General features: G+C 34.1%; 15 protein-coding genes. 10 read left to right on the top strand and 5 right to left on the bottom strand.

Going from position 1 to position 21,906, the window contains the following annotated elements; all coding sequences use genetic code 11:
* The coding region (locus J7K39_03165; protein MCD6178883.1) for a glycoside hydrolase family 2 protein at window positions 1-2,092 on the top strand (2,092 nt) is incomplete at its 5' end.
* 179 nt (window positions 2,093-2,271) lie between these two features.
* Window positions 2,272-2,853, top strand: coding sequence for a periplasmic heavy metal sensor (locus tag J7K39_03160; protein MCD6178882.1), 582 nt, complete (start codon window positions 2,272-2,274; stop codon window positions 2,851-2,853).
* 65 nt (window positions 2,854-2,918) lie between these two features.
* Here J7K39_03160 and J7K39_03155 read toward each other — a convergent pair whose 3' ends face one another.
* On the bottom strand, window positions 2,919-4,646 hold the full coding sequence (locus J7K39_03155; GenBank protein ID MCD6178881.1) for an ABC transporter ATP-binding protein: 1,728 nt from the start codon (window positions 4,644-4,646) through the stop codon (window positions 2,919-2,921).
* Window positions 4,647-4,686: 40 nt separating this feature from the next.
* Between J7K39_03155 and J7K39_03150 the strand changes: the two genes are divergently transcribed.
* Window positions 4,687-5,379: a ComF family protein gene (locus J7K39_03150; protein ID MCD6178880.1), complete on the top strand. Its 693-nt coding sequence runs from the start codon at window positions 4,687-4,689 to the stop codon at window positions 5,377-5,379.
* Window positions 5,380-5,459: 80 nt separating this feature from the next.
* Here the strand turns inward: J7K39_03150 and J7K39_03145 are convergent, their stop codons facing one another.
* Window positions 5,460-6,668, bottom strand: a complete 1,209-nt coding sequence (locus tag J7K39_03145; GenBank protein ID MCD6178879.1) for a hypothetical protein — start codon at window positions 6,666-6,668, stop codon at window positions 5,460-5,462.
* A gap of 79 nt (window positions 6,669-6,747) precedes the next feature.
* On the bottom strand, window positions 6,748-7,821 hold the full coding sequence (mnmA, locus tag J7K39_03140; protein MCD6178878.1) for a tRNA 2-thiouridine(34) synthase MnmA: 1,074 nt from the start codon (window positions 7,819-7,821) through the stop codon (window positions 6,748-6,750).
* Between the two features lie 141 nt (window positions 7,822-7,962).
* Between mnmA and J7K39_03135 the strand changes: the two genes are divergently transcribed.
* The 7 genes from J7K39_03135 (at window position 7,963) to J7K39_03105 (ending at window position 19,977) form a co-directional block, all read left to right on the top strand.
* Window positions 7,963-8,742, top strand: coding sequence for a hypothetical protein (locus J7K39_03135; GenBank protein MCD6178877.1), 780 nt, complete (start codon window positions 7,963-7,965; stop codon window positions 8,740-8,742).
* A gap of 39 nt (window positions 8,743-8,781) precedes the next feature.
* Complete coding sequence (locus J7K39_03130) at window positions 8,782-9,849, top strand: histidine kinase (protein ID MCD6178876.1); 1,068 nt, start codon at window positions 8,782-8,784, stop codon at window positions 9,847-9,849.
* Window positions 9,836-10,588 carry a response regulator transcription factor gene (locus J7K39_03125; protein ID MCD6178875.1) on the top strand — a complete coding sequence of 251 codons (753 nt, stop codon included), beginning with the start codon at window positions 9,836-9,838 and terminating at the stop codon, window positions 10,586-10,588. The genes J7K39_03130 and J7K39_03125 overlap by 14 nt, the downstream gene beginning before the upstream one ends.
* A gap of 500 nt (window positions 10,589-11,088) precedes the next feature.
* Window positions 11,089-13,680 carry a T9SS type A sorting domain-containing protein gene (locus J7K39_03120; GenBank protein ID MCD6178874.1) on the top strand — a complete coding sequence of 864 codons (2,592 nt, stop codon included), beginning with the start codon at window positions 11,089-11,091 and terminating at the stop codon, window positions 13,678-13,680.
* Window positions 13,681-13,944: 264 nt separating this feature from the next.
* The gene (locus tag J7K39_03115; protein MCD6178873.1) at window positions 13,945-16,719 is read left to right on the top strand and encodes a DNA gyrase/topoisomerase IV subunit A; all 2,775 of its coding nucleotides are present in this window, start codon (window positions 13,945-13,947) and stop codon (window positions 16,717-16,719) included.
* A 36-nt stretch (window positions 16,720-16,755) separates the two neighbouring features.
* A complete protein-coding gene (locus J7K39_03110; protein MCD6178872.1) occupies window positions 16,756-17,958 on the top strand; it encodes an FprA family A-type flavoprotein in 1,203 nt (400 codons plus the stop codon).
* Between the two features lie 72 nt (window positions 17,959-18,030).
* On the top strand, window positions 18,031-19,977 hold the full coding sequence (locus J7K39_03105) for an ABC-F family ATP-binding cassette domain-containing protein (GenBank protein MCD6178871.1): 1,947 nt from the start codon (window positions 18,031-18,033) through the stop codon (window positions 19,975-19,977).
* On the opposite strand, the gene J7K39_03100 is transcribed toward J7K39_03105, so the two are convergent.
* Both J7K39_03100 and rfbA read right to left on the bottom strand, forming a co-directional pair.
* Window positions 19,974-20,948: a polyprenyl synthetase family protein gene (locus J7K39_03100; protein MCD6178870.1), complete on the bottom strand. Its 975-nt coding sequence runs from the start codon at window positions 20,946-20,948 to the stop codon at window positions 19,974-19,976. The genes J7K39_03105 and J7K39_03100 overlap by 4 nt on opposite strands.
* 87 nt (window positions 20,949-21,035) lie before the next feature.
* The gene (rfbA, locus tag J7K39_03095; protein MCD6178869.1) at window positions 21,036-21,896 is read right to left on the bottom strand and encodes a glucose-1-phosphate thymidylyltransferase RfbA; all 861 of its coding nucleotides are present in this window, start codon (window positions 21,894-21,896) and stop codon (window positions 21,036-21,038) included.
* Window positions 21,897-21,906: the final 10 nt, after the last annotated feature.

Below are 21,906 nucleotides of genomic sequence, written 5' to 3'. Positions count from 1 at the left end.
AATAGTATTTGAAAGTCCCATTCAAAAAGCAATTCCATTATACGATTCCCTCCCGTATCGCCTTCCGGCTGATAACGATAGAAACGATAAACAAACCAGTGTATTTACAAGAAAAGCACCTTATCAATACGGCTGGGATTGGGGGCCGCGCTATGTGACTATGGGGATTTGGCGTCCTATTTCTTTAAACTTTTGGACTGAATTCAAAGTAACGGAAAATCGTTTACACCAAATACATTTATCCGATGCAGAAGCAATTATTGCTTGGAATGCTCAGGTTTTTTCAGAAACGGAAACAGAATTGAATTGTCTGATAAATCTTGGAAAAGAAGAGAAGATCAATCGGAAGTTTAAGCTGAGAAAAGGTATGAATCTGCTTGCAGATACTTTTCGTATCGAAAATCCAAAGCGATGGTGCCCTAATGGTTATGGCAATCCTACGCTTTATGATTTTAGTATTCAGCTAAATGCTGAAAACTTCAAATTTGAGGAAAATAAAAAGCTAGGGTTTAGAACGATTGAGCTGGTAACAAAAACAGATTCTATCGGCGAAAGCTTTTATTTTAAGGTGAATGATGTTCCTGTTTACGCTAAAGGAGCCAATTACATTCCTCAAGATAATTTTCTACCAAACGTGGATTCTTCTCGCTATGAGCAAATTATTAAAAGTGCAAAAGAAGCCAATATGAATATGCTTCGCGTTTGGGGTGGAGGTATTTATGAAAACGATATTTTCTACGATTTATGTGATGAAAATGGAATAATGCTTTGGCAGGATTTTATGTTTGCCTGTTCTCTGTACCCAGGGGATTCCGCCTTTCTGAAGAATGTAAAAGAAGAAGCAAAAGATAATATCAAAAGATTACGCGATCATCCGAGCTTGGCATTATGGTGTGGAAATAATGAAATAAATGAGCTTTGGCACAATTGGGGTTATCAGAAAAAGTTTAATTATTCAAAAGCGGATTCGCTTAAAATTCGGACCGATTATCAAACTTTATTTAATAAGTTATTGCCCGATTTAATCAGTGAATTAAATCCGGAAATAACCTATTGGGAATCTTCACCAAAAATTGGTTGGGGACATCCTGAAAGTATGACCGAAGGCGATTCTCATTATTGGGGAATATGGTGGGGAAAAGAACCTTTTGAAGTTTATGAAGAAAAAATTCCCCGTTTTTCTAGCGAGTTTGGATTTCAATCCTTGCCGCAAATGAGTACACTTCTAACTTTTGCCGATTCAAGTCAGATGAATTTGGAGTCAGAAGCAATGAAAGCACATCAAAAAAGTAGTATTGGTAACAAAACAATAGTAGAATATATGGAGCGAGACTTCCCTGTCCCGCAAAATTTTGAAGATTTTGTTTATGTTAGTCAGCTCTTGCAAGCTTACGGAGTAGGAAAAGCATTGGAAGCACAACGCCGGGCAAAACCTTATTGTATGGGAACGCTCTATTGGCAATTAAACGATTGCTGGCCAGGAATTTCTTGGTCGAGCCTTGATTATTTTGGCCATTGGAAAGCTATGCATTATGAAGCGCAACACGATTTCAAAACTTTTTTGATCTCTTTTGAAGAGCAAAGCAATGTCTTGACTGTTTTTGTGGTTTCGGATAGTTTAAATATGGTTGACGCTGAATTGGAATTAAGACTGATGGATTTTTACGGAAAGATATTGTATTCCGAAAAGCTCAATTTGAAAATCCAAGCGAACAGTTCTGAAAAAGTGTTTGGAATTTCACTAAACCAATTAAAGGGAGTGCTTGATAAGAATAAGATGGTATTATCTGCTCGTTTGTATAATAATTCTACACTGCTTACTGAGAATAAATATTATTTTACTCGCCCAAAAGAATTAGTACTTCCTGAAAATTCAGAAATAGAATATCTAATCGAGGGCAATCAAATACAGCTTTGGTCTAAATCGAGTATACTTATTAAAAACGTTTTTCTCAAAACTGAAAGACCAGTGCATTTCTCCAAAAACTATTTTGACCTTTTGCCAAAAGATACTGTTTGTTTACAATTTTACCCTGAGGAAAAATTGCTTCATAATCTTGATTTCACCTCTTTGAATTCAATTGAACGCTAGAGTTTCTTTTCTGCTTAGTTTTTCCTTAAAAAATATTTAAAATATAATTGATAGATATTCACCGAGTTACGCAGGTGTAATTTTTTTAATTCAAAAAAATGCATTCATCTTTTAAACCTTTTATTTTCAGTTTAGTCAAAGAATCAGAAAATAACAAAACAACAAAAAAATATAATATCATGAAAACAAACAAAATTACAACAAGCATTTTAGCAATCGTTTTATTAGTAGGAATGAGTTTAAGTGCAAGTGCACAGCGTGGCCAAAGAGGTCAAGGATATAACCAAGGACAAGGTTTTAATCAAGGACAAGGATATAATCAAAATAGACAATTTGCAGGCAACTGTGCTTATATGCAATTAAGCGAAGATCAGCAAGTTCAAATTAACGATTTGCGTACGGCTTTAGTAGAGAAGAACCTTCCATTGCGTAACGATTTAGCCGTAATGCGTGCTCAAATGCAAGCTTTAAGAACGGGTAATAATCAAAATTTAAAAGACATTTCTAATTTAATTGATGATATGTCTGCTACTCAGGCTCAAATCAGAAAAAATGCTGCAGAGCACCGTTTAGCTGTTCGTGCTTTATTAACTGATGATCAAAAAGTAATTTTTGATGCTCGTCAAGGCAACAGAAGAAATGGAAATTTTGGTGCAGGTCAAGGCAGAATGAATAGAGGAAATATGGGCAACTGTGGTAATCGAGGAAATCGTGGTAACTTTGGTGGCGGAGCTGGATTAGGAATAGGTTTATTCCGCTAGAAAAAATTAAAAAATCTCATAATTGATAGTCATTATAACCGGAGAACGAAAGTTTTCCGGTTTTTTTATGCCTTTTGTTTTGGAATAGCGGCAAGGAGTTTTTGGGTGTAAGGCTGTCCGGGTTTGGTAAATAGTTCGTCGGCTTCTTTGGTTTCAATTATCTTTCCTTCCTCCATTACCATAATCCGATCCGACATATAACGTACTACCGATAAATCGTGCGAAATAAAAAGATAAGTAAGTTTCAATTCTTCTTTTAATTGGTTTAAAAGATTGAGAATTTGTGCTTGAACGGAAACGTCAAGAGCCGAAACACTTTCATCACAGATGATGAACTCGGGTTCTACAGCTAAAGCTCTCGCGATTGAAATTCTTTGGCGTTGTCCTCCCGAAAATTCGTGGGGATAACGATTAAAACTATCAGCACCAAGCCCAACTTTCTCTAATAATTCAATCGTCTTTTGTTTTCTGTCTGGCTTTTTATGCAAATTATGTGCAACCATCGGTTCCATAATTGCAGCCCCAGCTGTTATTCTTGGATTAAGAGATCCATAGGGGTCTTGAAAGATAATCTGGACTTTTTTTCGAAAGGTTTTAATCTCTTTCGCTGTAAACGTTAATATTTCTTTTCCTTCAAATAGGATATTTCCAGCAGTTGGTTTATTCAGCAATAATAAACTCCGACTTAAACTGGTTTTTCCACAGCCCGATTCTCCGACTAAGCCTAAAGTTTCTCCTCGAAAAAGATAAAAACCTACTTGATCAACAGCTTTAACTTCGGTTAGAACTTTACCAAAAATGGATTTTTTTAGCGGATAGCTTAACGTTAAATTCTTTACCTCTAAAAGAGGTTCTTGATTGTATAAATCGATTTGCCTTTTTTCTCGTTCTTCTGATGAGATTACATTTTCTTCGCCCAATAAATAGGACAATCGATCCTTTGCTTTTTCGTTCAAAAAATCTTCCATCAAAGGAAGTCGTTTTAATCGCTTGTTTCGTGGAGGTCGGCAACCCAATAATCCTTTGGTATAAGGGTGTTTTGGATTAGAGAAAATCTCTTTTGTAGAGCCTTTTTCAACAATCTTTCCCTGATGAATTACGGCTATTTGATCTGCAATATTAGAAACTAAATTCAAGTCGTGAGAAATGAAAATAGTAGTAGTATTGTATTTTTCTTTCAATTGCTGAATCAAATTCAGAATAGATTGCTGTACACTCACATCTAAAGCTGTTGTGGGTTCATCAGCAATTAAAAGAGCGGGTTCGCAAGCCATAGCCATTGCAATCATTATACGCTGTTTTTGACCTCCAGATAATTCGTGAGGATAGGCTTTGTACACCGATTGAGTTCTCGGCAGTTTCACTTCCTCAAAAAGTTGTAGTGTTTTTTCTTTGGCCTCTTTTTTCGATAAATCTTTATGCAATAATAATATTTCACTCACTTGCTTTCCGCAAGTCATTACAGGATTTAAGGAAGTCATAGGTTCTTGGAAAATCATCGCAATATGATTTCCGCGTAATCTTCGTAATTCCTTTTCGCTCAGTTGAGTCAAGTTTATTTTTTCCGTATCTTTGAGATGCAGTATAATTTCACCAGCATTCAGTTGAGCTTGTTTTGATAATAATTGCATAATCGCTAGAGAAGTAAGCGATTTCCCGGAACCGGATTCGCCTACAATACCAAGTGTTTCTCCGCGATAAATTTTTAAGCTAATATTATCAATAGCTTTATTGCTCTGCTCGTTTCCTTGGAAACTAATGGTGAGTTCGTTTATTTCTAAAAGCGGAATCATGCTGCAATCTAATCAAATTTTTGCAAGCTAAAACAAGCTTATGGCTTCTTTTATTGATGATTTTCTGTCTTTATTATTCCCTCGGTCCTGCGAGATTTGTGGCAATAGTCTTTATAAAAATGAAGAGATTATTTGTACGTATTGTCTGGGTAGGTTGCCCTATACGCATTGGCATAAAGACGAAAGTAATCCTTTGCACGCTGTTTTTTGGGGAAAGGTTTCAATACAAGGAGTGACGGCCATGTTTTATTTCCATCACGGAAATCGTGTGCAAACGCTATTGCATAAATTTAAATATAAAAATGTGCGGGAGATTGGAATATATTTGGGTAAACGATACGGTACACAGCTAAAAAATGCCTCGCCTTTTGATGATGTGGATCTGATAATCCCAGTCCCTCTTCATCCTAAAAAGCAACAGAAAAGAGGCTATAATCAAAGTGAGATGTTTGCTCTTGGATTAGCTCAAACAATGAATATTCCTGTAGATTCTAAAAGCTTGTATAGAAAAACGGCTTCTGAAACGCAAACACGTAAAACGAAGATTGAACGTTGGGAAAATGTTAAGGATATTTTTGGTCTTGTTAATTCTGAAGAACTGTCGGGTAAACATATTTTGCTTGTTGATGATGTAATTACAACAGGCTCTACTATGGAAGCTTGTGCTCGTGTCTTGCTTGAGATTCCTAATCTAAAAATTAGTGTTGCAGCAATTGCTGCGGCACATCGCTAAAGAGACTTTTTTCTGTGCCGATGTTTTCTTTATTTAAAGTTCAATAACAAGGTTTTAATTCAATGTAAAAAGTTTGTTACTTATTTTAAAGAATCAAACCACTCCAAAGCAGATAATATAATGGGTACGGCAGCATCTGTGTGAGAACCAGTTTGAATGCTTATCAATTCAACGGTTGAACTGCTATTTGCACTCAAAATTTGCTCTGCATTTACACTGATAGCGTAAGGAACAATTTCATCAGCTAGGCTGTGATAAAATCGGATGGGATTTTTAGGGTTCCAGTCAAGCAAAGAATTTTCGCGAAAATCTAATCGTAAAACATGATTATCATTGGTTTTAAAATCGTTTACAAAAGTTTGATTTAATAGTGCTGTCATATCTGTTGTTAGGTTGGCATTAATAGTTCTCAAGTCATTGGTTCCATCGTATAGGCTAGAAACTAGATCTGCATAAGGAGCATTAAAAATATCCGATAAATCTAAATTGTCGTAATATTCAGCATAAGAGTATAATATAAAACCAATTAATGCCGGTGAGCTGTAGGTATCTAATGTTAATATACCATCAGCAGTAGCTTCAACATCATAAGGACCTGCCATTGGTGCCGATGCTTTAAGGTTAAACTTTGAGCTATAATCGGCTTCTAATTCCTTTTGAGTTGCCATAGTAACATATCCGCCCTCAGAATACCCACAAATGTATAAATCGCCTGAATAAGAGATTCCATTCTCATCACAATAATTTTCAGCTGCAATTAGCATGTCAATACTTGCTGACGCCGATAATTCGGATTGAAGATAAGGATGAACTTCTTGAGAATCGCCTAAGCCTAAGTAATCAGGTAAGCAACTGATAAATCCTAGAGAAGCGCCAAGTGCTCCAACCATTCCTTCTGTGGAATTTGAACCCATATAAGTTGGAACATTAGTGCGTTTAGCTAAGGTGCCGTGCTGGTAGCTTAACATAGGGAATGTGCCGCCTGTTACCGGAATGAATAAAGCACCACTAGCTGTTGTAGGCTCTCCTTCACTATCAATAGTTGAATAGGAAAGTTTAATCATTTCAACCTTATATTCAGGATTTAAGATTGTATGTGCTCCGGTTAAGGTTAAGCCCAGATTTATTTCTGTTATGGTGATGTCATCCATCTTAACAGATTTTATCAGGTCGCCTCTTTGAACTGCTTGAGGATTATCGGGAGTGTCAGTATCATCTTTTGTACAACTAAAAAGAGAGATTCCTAAGCCAATAAATAAGACGAAATAATAAAGTTTATTAAGTTTCATTTTGATGCGAGTTTTAAATTTCAGCACCAAAATACAACAAAGAGAACTTATATCCCAAATTTAATAGAAAATAAAGTTTTTAAAGAAGCGAATTATTAATGATTCCTGCTCCTAAGCAAATTTCTTCCGCTTCGTCATAAATTACTCCAAATTGCCCTGCTGCTATGCCTGCAATTGCAGTATCTGATTGAATAAAGTATTGATCGCCTTTCTGAATAAGTTTTCCTTTTGTAAAATCGGGGGTGTGGCGTGTTTTAAATTTTACATCTTGAAAAACAGAATAATCACGATCGGCTTTCTCGTTAATAAATTTAAAATCGGCTAACCAAATTTTATCTTCGTATTGAGCAATTGGATCGTAACCGTTAGAAACATAAAGAATATTCTTTTCCATATCTTTTTTTACCACAAACCAAGGACCTTGGCTTAATCCCAATCCTCTTCGTTGGCCAATAGTGTGAAACCATAATCCACGATGCTCACCTAAACGTCGCCCAGTTTCTAATTCAACAATATCGCCTTTATTTTCGCCAACATATTGGCGGATAAAATCGTTATAGTTTATTTTCCCAAGAAAGCAAATTCCTTGACTATCAGGTCTTCCTGCTGATGGTAGTTTGATATTATAGGCGATTTTTCTTACCTCGGGTTTAGGGATATTTTGTAATGGAAACATCGCTTTTTGTAATTGAGCATTGCTAATCCGACCTAAAAAGTAGGTTTGATCTTTATGTCTGTCAACAGCCGTATGCAAATAGTTTTGTCCATCAATTACTTCTATTCCCGCATAATGTCCGGTAGAAATTCTATCAAATTCTTTACCGTATTTATCATTAAATGCACCAAATTTAATAAGCAGATTACACATAATATCCGGATTGGGTGTAAGTCCTTTTTTTACGGTATCCAGGGTGTATTTAATAACGGTGTCGTAATATTCCTTTTGTAAATCGACAATCTCCATTTTGCAGCCATATTTTTTGGCAATATAACTGGTGATTTCAATATCCTCTTCTTTTGGACAAACGTATCCGGGCTCATCTTCCAAGCCTATTTTTATGTAGAAGATTGTAGGGTCGTAACCCATTTCTTTTAACAGGTGAACTGTAACTGAGCTGTCGACACCTCCCGAAACTAATGCTGCTATTTTCATTTAATCAATCTGATTTTTTTGCAAAAATAAGTGTTTTTCGTCATTCGCCGATAAATGAATGCCATTCGCCGAAAACTTCTTGACTTATTGTGGTAATGTCTTTAGTTTCGCTAAAAATTGAAAACAAAAAAAATAAACTATATGAGAAATCATCCACAAAGACAAGATTCAAACGGACGTGTAATAGCCGGTATTATTATTTTGGTTGCAGGTTTATTGTTCTTGCTTAATAATCTAAATGTATTGCCTCCACAAATGAGGTATTATATTTTTAGTTGGAAAACGTTATTAATAGCTATCGGAACTTTAAACCTTCTATTTTCGCATAACCGAACGGGCGGATTTATTATGCTGACAGTTGGTATAATGTTTTGGATTCCGGATATTATTCATATTCCAATTCGTATGGGGCGATTTATTTGGCCTATGGCGATTGTTGCTGTTGGTATTTTTCTTCTGTTTAATTCCTCTGAAAGTAAGTATGGTGAACGTTTTTGGAAGAACAGAATAAGAGAGCGCAATAAGTACAGAAATGAGAATCAGTCTGATGAACAAGGCGATTTTGCACAGGATGATTATGTTAACGATATTGCCATTTTTGGTGGTGGGTCTCGTGTAATTACAAGTAAGAATTTTAAAGGAGGAAAGCTAACCGCCATTTTTGGCGGCTCTGAAATAAAGATGCATCGTGCTAAATTAGCCCCAGGAAAACAAGTGCTTGATATTTTCTTTGTTTTTGGAGGATCGGAAATAATTGTTCCTGCAGATTGGGTAATAAAAGTAGAAACGATCTCTGTTTTTGGTGGGTTTAGTGATAAAAGATATGTGCGAAAGCCAGAAGAAATTACAGAAGGTGCTCCTTCAGTATTGGTGATTAAAGGACTTGTTTTATTCGGTGGAGCCGAATTAAAATCTTACTAAGTTTGTCTTTTCAAAAGGCTTTTGTAATTTTAATCCTCTATGCAACATCCTCTTTTCAGCAGTAAGACAGCATTTGGAATGTATATTTTGGCTTGGGTTATACTGATTAGCATTCAAACTCTATCCTTTTTTCAGTTGTTTTCTGTTTCGTGGTTTTATGCAGTAATTGACAGTCTTCTTTTCGGAAGTATTTATTTCTTTATTGGAATAGGAGTGTGGTATTTTATTCGTTATGCCAGTTTTGAGAAAAATCAACTTTTCCCTTTGATTTTAGAACATTTAGCTTCGGCTTTTGTTTTGGTTAGTATTTGGGTGTACAGCGGAACCTATATATTAGCACATATTTTTTCTTTATCTCCCGATTATGTGAATTTACTGTGGGGAACAATAGGGTGGCGATATGGAAATGGGTTTCTGTTATACATTATTCTGATTGTTGTTTACTATTTGTATGCAAATTATATTCGGCAACAGCAACGAAAAGAAAAAGAATTAAAGCTTCATTCAAGCTTACAAAATGCCGAAATAGATTTATTAAGATCTAAACTTAACCCTCATTTTTTGTTTAACAGCTTAAATAGCTTAAATGCCTTAATTCAGACAGAGCCTGAAAATGCGAGTAAAATGCTGTTGCAATTATCTGACTTTTTGCGATTTTCCATTGAAAAAAATAAACAAGAAAAGATAGATCTTAAGGATGAGCTTGTTAATTTGGAACGTTATATGGCTATAGAACATGTTCGTTTTGGAAATCGCCTGAAGTTCAATAAAAATATTCAAGAAAAAGCTTTAGATTTGAAATTGCCCGCAATGCTTTTACAACCTCTTTTGGAAAATGCCATTAAATATGGTTTAGGAAGTAAATTAGGTGATGTTGATGTTAAAATAAAAGCAAAAGAAAGTAATACTAATTTATTGATAGAAGTATGTAATACATATGATAAATCTGTTAATGTTAAAAAAGGATCCGGACAAGGTATTGATAATGTTCGTAAGCGTTTGAATATAATTTACAAAAATGCAGCCGATTTTAGGCTCGAAAAAACAGATAATCTGTTTAAAGTTAATATTATAATTCCCCAAACAGATAATGATGAAACAGCTTAAGGTTTTTATAGTTGAGGATGAATTACCCGCTCAAAAATTATTAGAAAAGTGGATACAGTCTATACCGGAACTTATTTTAATTGGTATTTATGCCGATGGTTTCTCAGCTTTAAAAGCTATACAGGCAGAAAAGCCTGATCTTGTTTTCTTAGATATAGAAATGCCAAAATTGAATGGCCTTGAAATTCTTGAGCTTTTGGATGACCCTCCCCAAATAATTTTTACTACAGCCTATCACGAATATGCTGTTAAAGCCTTTGAGTTAGCCGCAATAGATTATTTATTAAAACCTTTTTCACAAGAACGGTTTGAGCGCTCCGTTAATAAAGTGTTGGATACTCAAAAAGTATTAGTTCCCGATTTAAAAAAGTCTTTATCTAAACTTAAAAATGCACAACAAGAAAGGCGGCTTTTGGATAGAATAGTTGTAAAAGAAGGTGTAAATGTTCATATAATTCCTGTTTCTGAAATATTATTTATTGAAGCGCAAGACGATTATGTGATGATTCATACAAAAGAGCAGAAGTATTTAAAATTAACTAGTTTGCGTTCTTTGGAGAATAGCTTGCCTAATGGTCAATTTGTAAGAGTTCATAGGTCATTTATAGTAAATATAGATGAAATTTCAAAAATTGGAAATTACAGTAAGGATTCGCATCAAATTATTCTGTCAAATGGAGAAAATATTAAAATTAGCCGTTCCGGTTTAGTGTTGCTACGTGAAATTTTACATCTTTGAGTTGTCATTTTGAAATTATTTTCTCAATTTGAGATAAAAATAAGTAGCAATCTAAATATGGATTTATATTCATCTTTTTTAAAAGTGTTTGATTATCAATTTATAAGATTTTAAGTCGTATTGAAAGGCATTTCTGGCAAGGTTTTAGAAGGAGATAAAACGAACAATAACTAAAAAAGTATAAGCATGAAATTAAGACTGTATTTCCTAACGGTATTATATGTAGTTGCCTTATTTCTTATGTTCATCTCATAGTTAAGAATTGGCGAAGAATATAAATAGAATTAATATAACTACCGAAATTGATTATCAATGATAACTTAATTCGTTTAATTTTTTTTGTAATCAGTTTGCGCTAAATCTATTGTAAATAGAGGTCATATTTTTATAAAGGGCTCTATTTTTATGGTGGTAATTAGGATTATTTTATGTAGGTTTGTGACGATATTCTCGCAATAATATCAGCAATTTAAATTTAGTGGTACTTAACTTTATAACGCATGAAAAAAATCAGTTTAGTTTTTTTGAGTTTTATGTTTGTTGTATTTGTAAATGCACAACAATGGACAAATAATTTACCTAAAGAAAAAGCATCTTCTTCACATACTTTTTTTGATTATCAGAAAGCTTTTTATTCTTATTGGGAACCGTATAATGTAAAAGGAGGTTTTTATATCGACGATAATGGTGAACAGAAGAAAGCACCGGGTTGGAAACAATTTAAGCGATGGGAGTATTTCTGGGAAACGCGTACAAATCCTGAAACAGGAGAGTTTCCTATACAGGATATTAATACTATTTTTAAACAAGAAAAACGCGCTGCTGCCTTTAATGAAACCAGTGAATTATGGCTAAGTAAAGGACCTAATTCTTCTTCGGGAGGTTACTTCGGAATAGGTAGAATTAATGTAATCGCTTATCATCCAACTAATCCCGATATGTTTTGGGTAGGAACAGCTTCTGGTGGTTTATGGGTTACAGTTGATGGTGGTCAAAGTTGGGAAGTTTTAAACGATGATATGCAAACACTTGGTGTTAGCGATATTATTATCCCATCAGATTATTTTACTTCTCATACTATTTATCTAGCTACCGGCGATAGAGATGCTTTCGACACAAAAAGTATAGGGCTTTTAAAATCCACTGATGAAGGTGCAAATTGGGAAAATATAAATTTCAATTTTACGACCAATCAAAACGGAATGATTTACCGAGCTCTGTTAAATCCTTTTGATAATGAAACCATTATTGTAACAGGAAATTTTGGTACTTATAAAGGTAGTGGTGTAAATGGGAATTGGAGTAAGATTTCTGATGAAATGTTTATAGATATGGAGTTTAAACCGGACGATTTTAATACGTTATATGGTTCTACTAAACAAGGTGGCGTATTCGTTTCTACGAATGGTGGTAATGATTGGAATCAAATTATAGATGAATCTCAAGGAAATCGTACGGAACTGGCTGTAAGTCCGGCTAATCCACTATATGTTTACGCTGTTATGGTAAATGATGATGATGGTTTGTACGGCGTTTTTAAATCGGAAAATGCCGGAGAATCATTTGATATGGTTTATGATCCAGCTGCTGAAGGAGGTTTGAATATCCTTGGTTGGGATAATGGTGATGATGACGGTGGTCAAGGATGGTATGATTTAGCTATAGCTGTATCTCCAACTTCAGCAAATTTTCTTTTTATTGGTGGTATAAATACGTGGATATCAATTGATGGTGGATTAACTTGGGAGATGATGAATCATTGGTATGGCGGATTTGAATCACCTGAGGTTCACGCTGATAAGCATTATTTGGGATTTCAGACAGGAACAAGAAATTTGTTCGAGGGAAATGATGGGGGTATATACAAAACAAGTAATTTCACAGAATGGACTGATTTAACTAATGGTATTGTTAATTCTCAAATCTACAGATTAAGTACTTCTCAAACGGATGTTAATCAGGGTATTACCGGACTGCAGGATAACGGAACAAAGCTTTCGTATTATGATGATTGGTATACCGTAAAAGGAGGTGATGGAGCAGAATGTATAATAGATTATACCGATGAAGACATACAGTATGGATCTGGTGTAAACGGTCAAATTTCTAGAACTATGGCTAATTGGTCGGGATCTGAAACTGATATTTCAGATAATATTCCAGGTGGAGCTGATGGGGCGTGGATAACTCCTTATATTTTGAATCCGGTTAATCCAAAAAGTTTATATGTTGGTTATAATGAAATTTGGAAGACGGAAGATAGAGGTGATAATTTTGTTCAGATAAGTGATTTTCAAGAATCTCCTTTGCAGTCCTTAGCAATATCTCCGGCTGATACAAATACTATTTATGCTGCTACTTATTATACCATATATCATACAGATAATATCGATAATGGTTGGATTGATATTACCGGAACTCTTCCTGTTAGTGATGCTAAGATTACTTATATTGCTGTAAAGGATGATGACGCAAATACCGTTTGGGTTACTATGAGTGGTTATGATGGTTATGGCGTTTGGGAAAGTACTAATGCAGGTCAAGATTGGTCAAATATTTCAGATGGACTTCCCGATGTTCCTTGCAATACTATTGTACAAAATAAATTAAATACGTCAGAAGTTGAGCTTTACGCCGGAACAGATATTGGCGTGTATCTTAAGCTGGGTAACAATCCTTGGGTGTTTTTCAGTACAGGGCTCCCAAATGTTGTAGTAAGCGAATTAGAGATATATTATGATGCGGTAACTCCAAGTGAAAGCAAATTAAAAGCAGCAACTTATGGTCGTGGATTATGGGAAACAAAAGTATATGATAGTGGTATTCAAACAAGAGCAGAGTCATTGTCTAAAGTTATAGAATCTATCTATCCTAACCCTTCAACAGGGCAGTTTAGAATCGATTTTAAAGATTATAACGGTGAAGAAATTGAAGTGGAAATTAGAAGTTTAAGTGGTAAATTAGTGTATAAAAACAGTTTAACCGCTCAGACAAATACAATTAATTTAGAATATCTTGCCGATGGTGTTTATGTGCTACAGATTCAAAAAAATAATCAGCTGTTTGGACAAAGTATTGTAATACAGAAATAGTTTAGCTGAAAAACATTTAAAAGCTCTCTTCTGAGGGCTTTTTTTGTTTAAATCTTTTTTGTTCATAGTATTGACAAATGGTTGATTACTTGTAAATTTGACCATCAAACATCGCAGATATAATCTTGAAATGTATCTTTTAAATTAGATAACTCAATTTTTAAGTGAGCCTTATGAGTTTTTATGTTAATTTCAAGAAGCTATGTCTTAGGGATGTTGTACTTTTGCAAACCAATTTACTGGGATAAGAAGACGATTTTTTGAATGGATGAAAAAAAAGACAGAATAGAAGATTTTGATGAGAATGTGAATACCGAAGAACATCAACATGATGAGCAATCACAAGGTAAAATGCAATCAGCTACACATATTTCGGGTATGTATGAGGATTGGTTTTTGGATTATGCTTCCTATGTTATTTTGGAACGTGCTGTTCCTAGTGTTGTAGACGGATTAAAACCGGTTCACAGGAGGATTTTGCATTCTATGCGAGAGTTAGATGATGGTCGGTACAATAAAGTGGCCAATATCATTGGAAATACAATGAAATATCACCCTCACGGTGATGCTTCCATTGGTGATGCTTTAGTAAATATCGGTCAAAAAGATTTACTAATTGATATGCAGGGAAACTGGGGAAATATCCATACCGGTGACCGTGCAGCTGCTCCCAGATATATTGAAGCTCGACTTACAAAATTTGCATTACATACTCTTTTTAATCCTAAAACTACCGAATGGAAGCTTTCGTACGATGGAAGAAATAAAGAGCCTAACGATTTACCTGTTAAGTTTCCATTATTGCTCCAGCAAGGGGTTGAAGGCATTGCTGTTGGATTGGCATCTAAAATATTACCACATAATTTTATTGAATTAATAGACGCTTCTATTCGGATATTACAAGGGAAATCATTTGAGATTTATCCTGATTTTCAGACTGGTGGATATGTAGATGTAAGCAAGTATAATAAAGGTTTAAGAGGCGGTAGAATACGTATCAGAGCAAAAATAAATCAGCTCGACAATAAAACCCTTGTCATTACTGAAATACCTTTTTCAAAAACAACAAATACCGTTATTGATACTATTATCAGTGCAAACGACAAAGGCAAAATAAAAATTAAGAGAATTGATGATAATACAGCTAACGAAGTAGAAATTATTTTACATCTTTCGCCGGGCGTTTCTCCCGATCAAACTATAGATGCACTCTATGCTTTTACCGATTGCGAGGTTTCAATTTCTCCTAATTCCTGCGTTATCGATAATGATAAACCTGCTTTTTTAGGTGTTGATGAGATATTAGAAAGGTCAACTAATCTTACGGTAGAATTACTCAAGAAAGAACTCCTAATAAAAAAGAACGAATTATTAGAGCATCTGCATAATCTTTCACTCGAAAAAATATTTATAGAAAATCGCATTTATCGCGATATTGAGGTTTGTGAATCATTTGAAGAAGTAATAGAAACTATTGATAAAGGATTAAAGCCTTATACTAAAAAATTTATCCGTAAAGTTACTCGCGATGATATTATTCGCTTGACAGAAATAAAAATTAAGCGAATTTCTAAGTATAACTCATTTAAAGCCGATGAGCAGATAAAAGATTTAAATGAAGAGCTTAAAAAAGTTGATTTCAATTTAGATCATTTAATAGATTTTGCAATTGATTATTTTAAGGATTTAAAAACGCGTTTTGGAAAAGGCAGAGGTAGAAAAACAGAAATTCGCAGTTTTGAAAATATTAATGCCGCTACGGTTGCGGTGGCAAGTCAAAAGCTGTATGTAAATCGTGAAGATGGCTTTGTAGGTATTTCTCTGAAAAAAGACGAATACGTTGGTATGTGTTCCGATATCGATGATATTATAGTTTTTAGAGAAGATGGTAAATTTGTGGTTTCCAAAGTAAACGGAAAAGTCTTTGTAGGAAAGAAAATATTGCATGTTGATGTATTTAAAAAAGGCGACGACAGAACCGTTTATAATGTAGTTTATAGAGATGGGTTAAGAGGAAATAGCTTTGTGAAGCGTTTTGCTGTAACCTCCATTACAAGAGATAAAGAATATGATTTTATTAGTCAAACAAAAGGCTCTAAAATTTTATACTTTACAGCTAATCCAAATGGTGAAGCCGAGCTTTTAAAAATAAATTTACGACCCAATCCAAAGCTTAAAAAAACAACTTTTGATTTTGATTTTAGCGAACTTGCAATAAAAGGCAGAGGAGCAAAAGGAAATATTTTAAGTAAAAAACCTATAGCTAAGATTGTTAAAAAAGAAGACGGGGTTTCAACTTTAGGAGCCATAGATATTTGGTTTGACGATAGTGTAAAACGCTTGAATACTGACGAACGTGGACGATATTTAGGCGCTTTCTCCGGTGAGGAAAAGATTTTTACAATTATGAAATCGGGAGAATATAAACTTTATAATTTTGATTTAACTAATCATTTTGAAGAAGATATGCTGCTGATAGAAAAATTCCAGCCGCATAAAATTGTAAGCGCAATATATATTGAAGCAAATTCTAAAACCCCATATCTTAAAAGATTTATTCCGGAAATAACAGAAAAGAAAATTAATTTTATTGGAGATTCGGCAAAAGCTAAATTGATAGATTACAGCCTCGATTATAAACCATTGGTTAAGGTTCTTATAAAATCATCTAAAGGAAAAGGAAATCTGAAATTAAGAATTGATGTGGACGAATTTATAGGCGTAAAAAGCTATAAAGCCAAAGGAAAAAGAATAACAACAGATAAACTACTAAATTCAACTTGGCTAAATCCTATTGATTCCGAATATCCTTTTATTAAATCAGAGCAAGAAAATCAAAATACTGAACAACAACAAGATATAAAAGGAGATAATCCCGATACTGTTGATTCTGAAAATAATATTGAATTCGAAATAGAAGTAGACGAAAAACATATTATTGTTGATAAACCTACAGAAACTAAGACTACTCCTGAGAAGAAACAAAAGAACAAAAATGAGAATTTAGATGATGATGGACAAATTGTTTTAGATTTTTAGACGCTTTATATAAATAAAACATATAATCAGATTAAAATGGCTGAACAAAAAAATATTCAAATAACTCCCGATGTACATTGGATAGGGGTTTTAGATAGAGAGATTGTTACTTTCGATGTGGTTATGGAAACCGAACACGGAACAACATATAACTCGTTTTTTATTAATGCTGAGAAAAAAACTATAATAGATACCAGTAAAGAGCGGTTTTGGGATACTTATATTGAGAAAGTTAAAAGTGTTGTCGATCCTGCTGAGATAGAATATATTATCGTTAATCATACCGAACCCGATCATTCGGGTAATTTGCGTAATTTATTAAACTTGGCACCAAAAGCAACTGTTGTCGGATCCGGTAATGCTATTCGTTATTTAAAAGATTTAATGGGAGCCGATTTCCCATATCAAATTGTTAAAGACGGAAATACCCTTGATTTAGGGAATAAAACACTACGTTTTATAGGTGCTGCTAATTTGCATTGGCCCGATTCTATATATACCTACTTAGTAGAAGATCGTTTGCTTTTTACTTGCGATTCTTTTGGTTCTCATTATGCCGATGATAATATGTGGGATGACGAAGTTGGTAATTTTGATGATGCATTTAAATATTATTTTGATGTAATTCTAAAACCATTTAGTAAATTTATGCTCAAGGCTATTGAAAAAATAAAGCCTTTGAGAATAAATGCAATTCTTCCCGGACACGGCCCTCTCTTACGTAAAAACTGGCGCAAATATGTTCAGCTTTCAGAAGATTATTCAAAAGAATTTTTAGCACAACCCGAACGGAAATATATTTTTATTCCTTACGTTTCTGCTTATCATAAAACAGGATTAATTGCTGAAGCTATAGCCGAAGGTATTCGGGAGTCGGGCGAAGTAGATGCTGTTCTTCTTGATATTGAAAAAACGGCTATTGGTGAACTTGATATACAAATGGAAAAAGCAAGTGGTATTATTGTGGGTTCGCCAACAATTAACCAAAATATCTTATTGCCCATTTATAAGCTTTTTGCAATTATAAATCCCTTGCGCGATAAGGGTAAACTTGCAGGAGCTTTTGGCTCTTACGGTTGGAGTGGTGAGGGTTCTAAGCTGATAGAAAATAATTTACGTAACTTAAAACTCGATTTCTTTACCGTTGGGATGTTTTTTAAATTTACTCCCAATGAAATAGAATTGGAAAAATGTAAGGCTTATGGTCGTGATTTTACAGCTAAAATTTTAGAGGAATAAAAGAGTATTAAAAATATAATTTAACCTGTCGGGAGAATATGTAATCCGATGGGTTTTTTTACAAATAAATAAATGTTTTCAGTCCAAAATATAAGCATGCTTTTTTCCGGTCACCTGCTTTTCGATCAGGTGTCTTTTCTTATTAATCAAAATGATAAAATTGGATTAGTTGGAGCAAATGGTACAGGAAAATCTACATTGCTAAAGCTATTGGCAAAAGAATTAGATTTTGATGGAGGAGAGATTGTAATTCCCGACGGGAAAACAGTAGGATACTTACCGCAGGAGCTAAAGAATAACAGTACATTAAGTATTTATGAGGAGACTCAAAAAGCCTTTAGTCAGATTAACGATCTTGAAAAAAAAATAGAACAACTCAATAAAGATTTAATTAGCCGGACAGATTACGAAAGCGAACAATATTTGAATTTAGCAAATGAGTTAAGCATTTCTACAGAAAGATATCAGTTGTTAGGAGGTCAAAATCGTGATGCCGATTTAGAAAAAGTACTACTGGGACTCGGCTTTACGTCTGATGATTTTTCACGTTCACTTGCCGAATTTAGCGGAGGATGGCGTATGCGGATAGAAATTGCCAAAATCCTTTTACAACAGCCCGATCTGCTTTTGCTTGATGAACCGGTAAATCATCTTGATATTGAATCTATAGAGTGGTTGGAAAATTTTCTAAAGAATTATAAGGGAGCCGTAATGTTGGTTGCTCACGATAGGGTTTTCTTAGACTCTGTTACTAAAAGGACAATAGAGATTAGCAAAAGGCGTATTTATGATTATAAAATGCCATATAGTAAATATGTTAAAGAGCGCGAAGAGCGATTGATTGGAGAAAAGTCAGCATATATAAACCAGCAACGGCAGATACAGGAAATTGAGCAATTTATAGAGCGTTTTAGATATCAGGCAACTAAGGCAAAACAAGTACAATCGAGAGTTAAAATGCTCGAGAAAATAAAACGTATTGAAGTCGATACTATTGATCGTTCAAGTATTAAGTTCAGTTTTCAAGATGCTCCACCAGCCGGAAAAATAATTGTAGAAACACAAAAGTTAAATAAGCGTTTTGGCACTAACTTAGTATTAAATCAATTAGATTTTGTTTTGCTTAAAGGAGAGAAGGTTGCTTTTGTCGGGAAAAATGGAATGGGTAAATCTACTTTAGCTAAAATTATTGTAGGAGAGCTGGAATATGAGGGGATGTTTAAAATAGGTTATAATGTAAAGTTGGGATATTATGCACAAAATCAAACCGATTATCTCGATATGCATAAAACCGTTTTTGATACCATAGACGATGTAGCAACCGGAGATTTAAGAAAAAAAGTACGTGATATTTTGGGTGCATTTCTTTTTAGTGGAGAGACTATAGATAAGAAGGTAAGTGTGCTTAGCGGTGGTGAAAAATCGCGATTAGCATTAGCAAAATTGTTGCTTGAACCGTACAACCTTTTGGTGCTTGATGAGCCAACAAATCATTTAGATATCCAGTCGAAAGAAATTCTTAAAAATGCTTTATTGCAGTACAACGGTAGCCTGATAATAGTGTCGCACGACCGTGATTTTTTACAGGGCTTGACAGATAAAGTTTTTGAGTTTAAAAAAGCCAAGACAAAAGAGCATTTGGGCGATATTCATAATTTTCTGGAAAAGAGAAAAATCGAGAATTTTCAACAGTTAGAAAAATCGGGTAGAGGTATTAGTAGTAGTCAAAAAGAAAAAACAGTTTCGGAAAATAAGCAGGCTTATATTAATAAAAAAGCTAATGATAAAGAGTTACGTAAGTTGGAAAATCAATTGCTAAGGGTTGAAAAAGAAATTGCTAAAATGGAGGTAGAGATAGAGATTTCGGATTCTCAATTAGCCGATCCTGAAAAATATAAAGAATTGATTAATGATAGTAGTTTTTTTGAGAGTTACCAAAAATTAAAGACTAATTTAGAAAGTCGATTAAATGATTGGGAAAAAGTTAGTTTAGAACTTGAAGAAAAACGTAAAACCTAATTATCACGATTCATTAAACTTTCGGCAAGCTTAACTAAAATAGCTTTCTTTTCTTGGTTTAAGTTTATTTCTTCCAACGTTTTCATTGCTTTATCATAATAGTGATCCATTAAAGTTTGCGTTTCGGCTTCTATATTCAAATCATTGAAAATATTTAAAACCTTTTTTACTTTATCATCATCTTGCCCATTTTGGATATCAAATAATTTTTTAAGCTCGTTTTGTTGTTGCGTAGAACCTAACTCCATTGCCTTAAGGTATAAATAGGTTTTTTTGTTAGCTCTAATATCCCCACCATTTTTTTTCCCAAATACATCTTCATTACCAAAAGCATCTAATAAATCATCTTGAAGCTGAAAAGCCATTCCCACACTTTCGCCAAAATTATAGATTAATTGAGAATTTTTTTTCGTAGTTCGGGCAACGATAGCTCCAACTTGCATACTTCCACCTAATAAGACTGCCGTTTTCAGGTGAATCATTTTTAAATATTCATCAAGTTTAACGTTGTTGTTAGTTTCAAAATTCATATCGTATTGCTGACCTTCGCAAACTTCTCTGCCAACCTTATTGAATATGGTAAAAATATCAAAAAGTAAATCCTTGGGTGAATTTAAAATAAAATCGTATGCCATAACCATCATTGTATCGCCGGAAAGAATAGCATGATTAGCATCCCATTTTTTATATACTGTTGGTAATCCGCGTCTTATTGGTGCCTGATCCATTATGTCATCATGCAATAGGGTAAAATTGTGAAAAGTTTCCAGTCCAAGTGCAGGATAAAGAGCATCCTGCAAATTTCCATCAAAGATATCGCAGCTTAATAGAGTTAATAAAGGGCGTAAGCGTTTTCCGCCCATAGTTAGGGTGTAATTAATAGGGTCGTACAATTCAACCGGTTCACGATGACCAATTTCTTTTTCAATAACAGACTGAATTAAACTTTGGTATTCTTCGAAGGTTTGCATAGTAATTTGTTAATCGCAACAAAGGTAGTTAAAGCTTTGGATAATTAAAAAGACAGAAGGTGTAGATATTGTAAGAAATAAAGAGATTTATTTTATTAAAGTCAATAAATATTCTCCATAGCCGCTTTTTCGTAAAGGTTCTGCTAATTTACGTAACTGATCAGCATCAATAAATCCCATTCGATATGCAATTTCTTCTATATTGCTAATCATCATTCCTTGTCGCTTTTCAATAACTTCTACAAATTGGGAGGCTTCGTTTAAGGATTCAAATGTGCCGGTATCTAACCAAGCTGTTCCTCTACCTAATAGTGCAACCTTTAACTTTTTTTGTTCTAAGTAATACCTGTTTACATCGGTAATTTCATATTCGCCACGAGCACTTGGTTTAATGTTTTTGGCAATTTCAACAACAGAATTATCATAAAAATATAATCCGGGGACAGCATAATTTGATTTTGGTTTTTCCGGCTTCTCTTCAATAGAAATTGCTGTCATACTATCATCAAATTCAACAACACCATAGCGATGCGGATCTGTTACTTGGTAAGCAAATACAACTCCTCCGTCAGGATTACTTACGCTTTTTAATAGAGTTGTTAAACCTCTCATATAAAAAATATTATCACCTAAAATAAGAGCCACTTTATCCTTACCAATAAATTCTTCACCTAAAACAAAAGCTTGAGCTAAACCATTAGGTATAACTTGTTCTTTATAACTAAACTTAAGTCCTAAGTCTTCGCCTGTTCCAAATAATTTTTTAAAATGAGGTAAATCATGAGGCGTTGATATGATTAAGATTTCGTTTATTCCTGCCATCATTAAAACCGATAATGGATAATAAATCATAGGTTTATTATAAATAGGCATCAATTGTTTGCTTATGGCAATAGTTAAAGGATGTAAGCGCGTACCGGAGCCGCCGGCTAATATAATTCCTTTCATTATAAATGAG

This window comes from Bacteroidales bacterium, assembly GCA_021157585.1.
Taxonomy (GTDB): Bacteria; Bacteroidota; Bacteroidia; order Bacteroidales; family UBA12170; genus UBA12170.
Note: the sequence above shows the minus strand (reverse complement) of the source record. Positions and strands in the feature narration are given on the sequence as shown.

Coding starts and splice junctions, on each gene's coding strand:
- J7K39_03160 (MCD6178882.1), top strand. CDS start 2,272: ATGAAAACAAACAAAATTACAACAAGCATTTTAGCAATCGTTTTATTA.
- J7K39_03155 (MCD6178881.1), bottom strand. CDS start 4,646: ATGATTCCGCTTTTAGAAATAAACGAACTCACCATTAGTTTCCAAGGA.
- J7K39_03150 (MCD6178880.1), top strand. CDS start 4,687: ATGGCTTCTTTTATTGATGATTTTCTGTCTTTATTATTCCCTCGGTCC.
- J7K39_03145 (MCD6178879.1), bottom strand. CDS start 6,668: ATGAAACTTAATAAACTTTATTATTTCGTCTTATTTATTGGCTTAGGA.
- mnmA (MCD6178878.1), bottom strand. CDS start 7,821: ATGAAAATAGCAGCATTAGTTTCGGGAGGTGTCGACAGCTCAGTTACA.
- J7K39_03135 (MCD6178877.1), top strand. CDS start 7,963: ATGAGAAATCATCCACAAAGACAAGATTCAAACGGACGTGTAATAGCC.
- J7K39_03130 (MCD6178876.1), top strand. CDS start 8,782: ATGCAACATCCTCTTTTCAGCAGTAAGACAGCATTTGGAATGTATATT.
- J7K39_03125 (MCD6178875.1), top strand. CDS start 9,836: ATGAAACAGCTTAAGGTTTTTATAGTTGAGGATGAATTACCCGCTCAA.
- J7K39_03120 (MCD6178874.1), top strand. CDS start 11,089: ATGAAAAAAATCAGTTTAGTTTTTTTGAGTTTTATGTTTGTTGTATTT.
- J7K39_03115 (MCD6178873.1), top strand. CDS start 13,945: ATGGATGAAAAAAAAGACAGAATAGAAGATTTTGATGAGAATGTGAAT.
- J7K39_03110 (MCD6178872.1), top strand. CDS start 16,756: ATGGCTGAACAAAAAAATATTCAAATAACTCCCGATGTACATTGGATA.
- J7K39_03105 (MCD6178871.1), top strand. CDS start 18,031: ATGTTTTCAGTCCAAAATATAAGCATGCTTTTTTCCGGTCACCTGCTT.
- J7K39_03100 (MCD6178870.1), bottom strand. CDS start 20,948: ATGCAAACCTTCGAAGAATACCAAAGTTTAATTCAGTCTGTTATTGAA.
- rfbA (MCD6178869.1), bottom strand. CDS start 21,896: ATGAAAGGAATTATATTAGCCGGCGGCTCCGGTACGCGCTTACATCCT.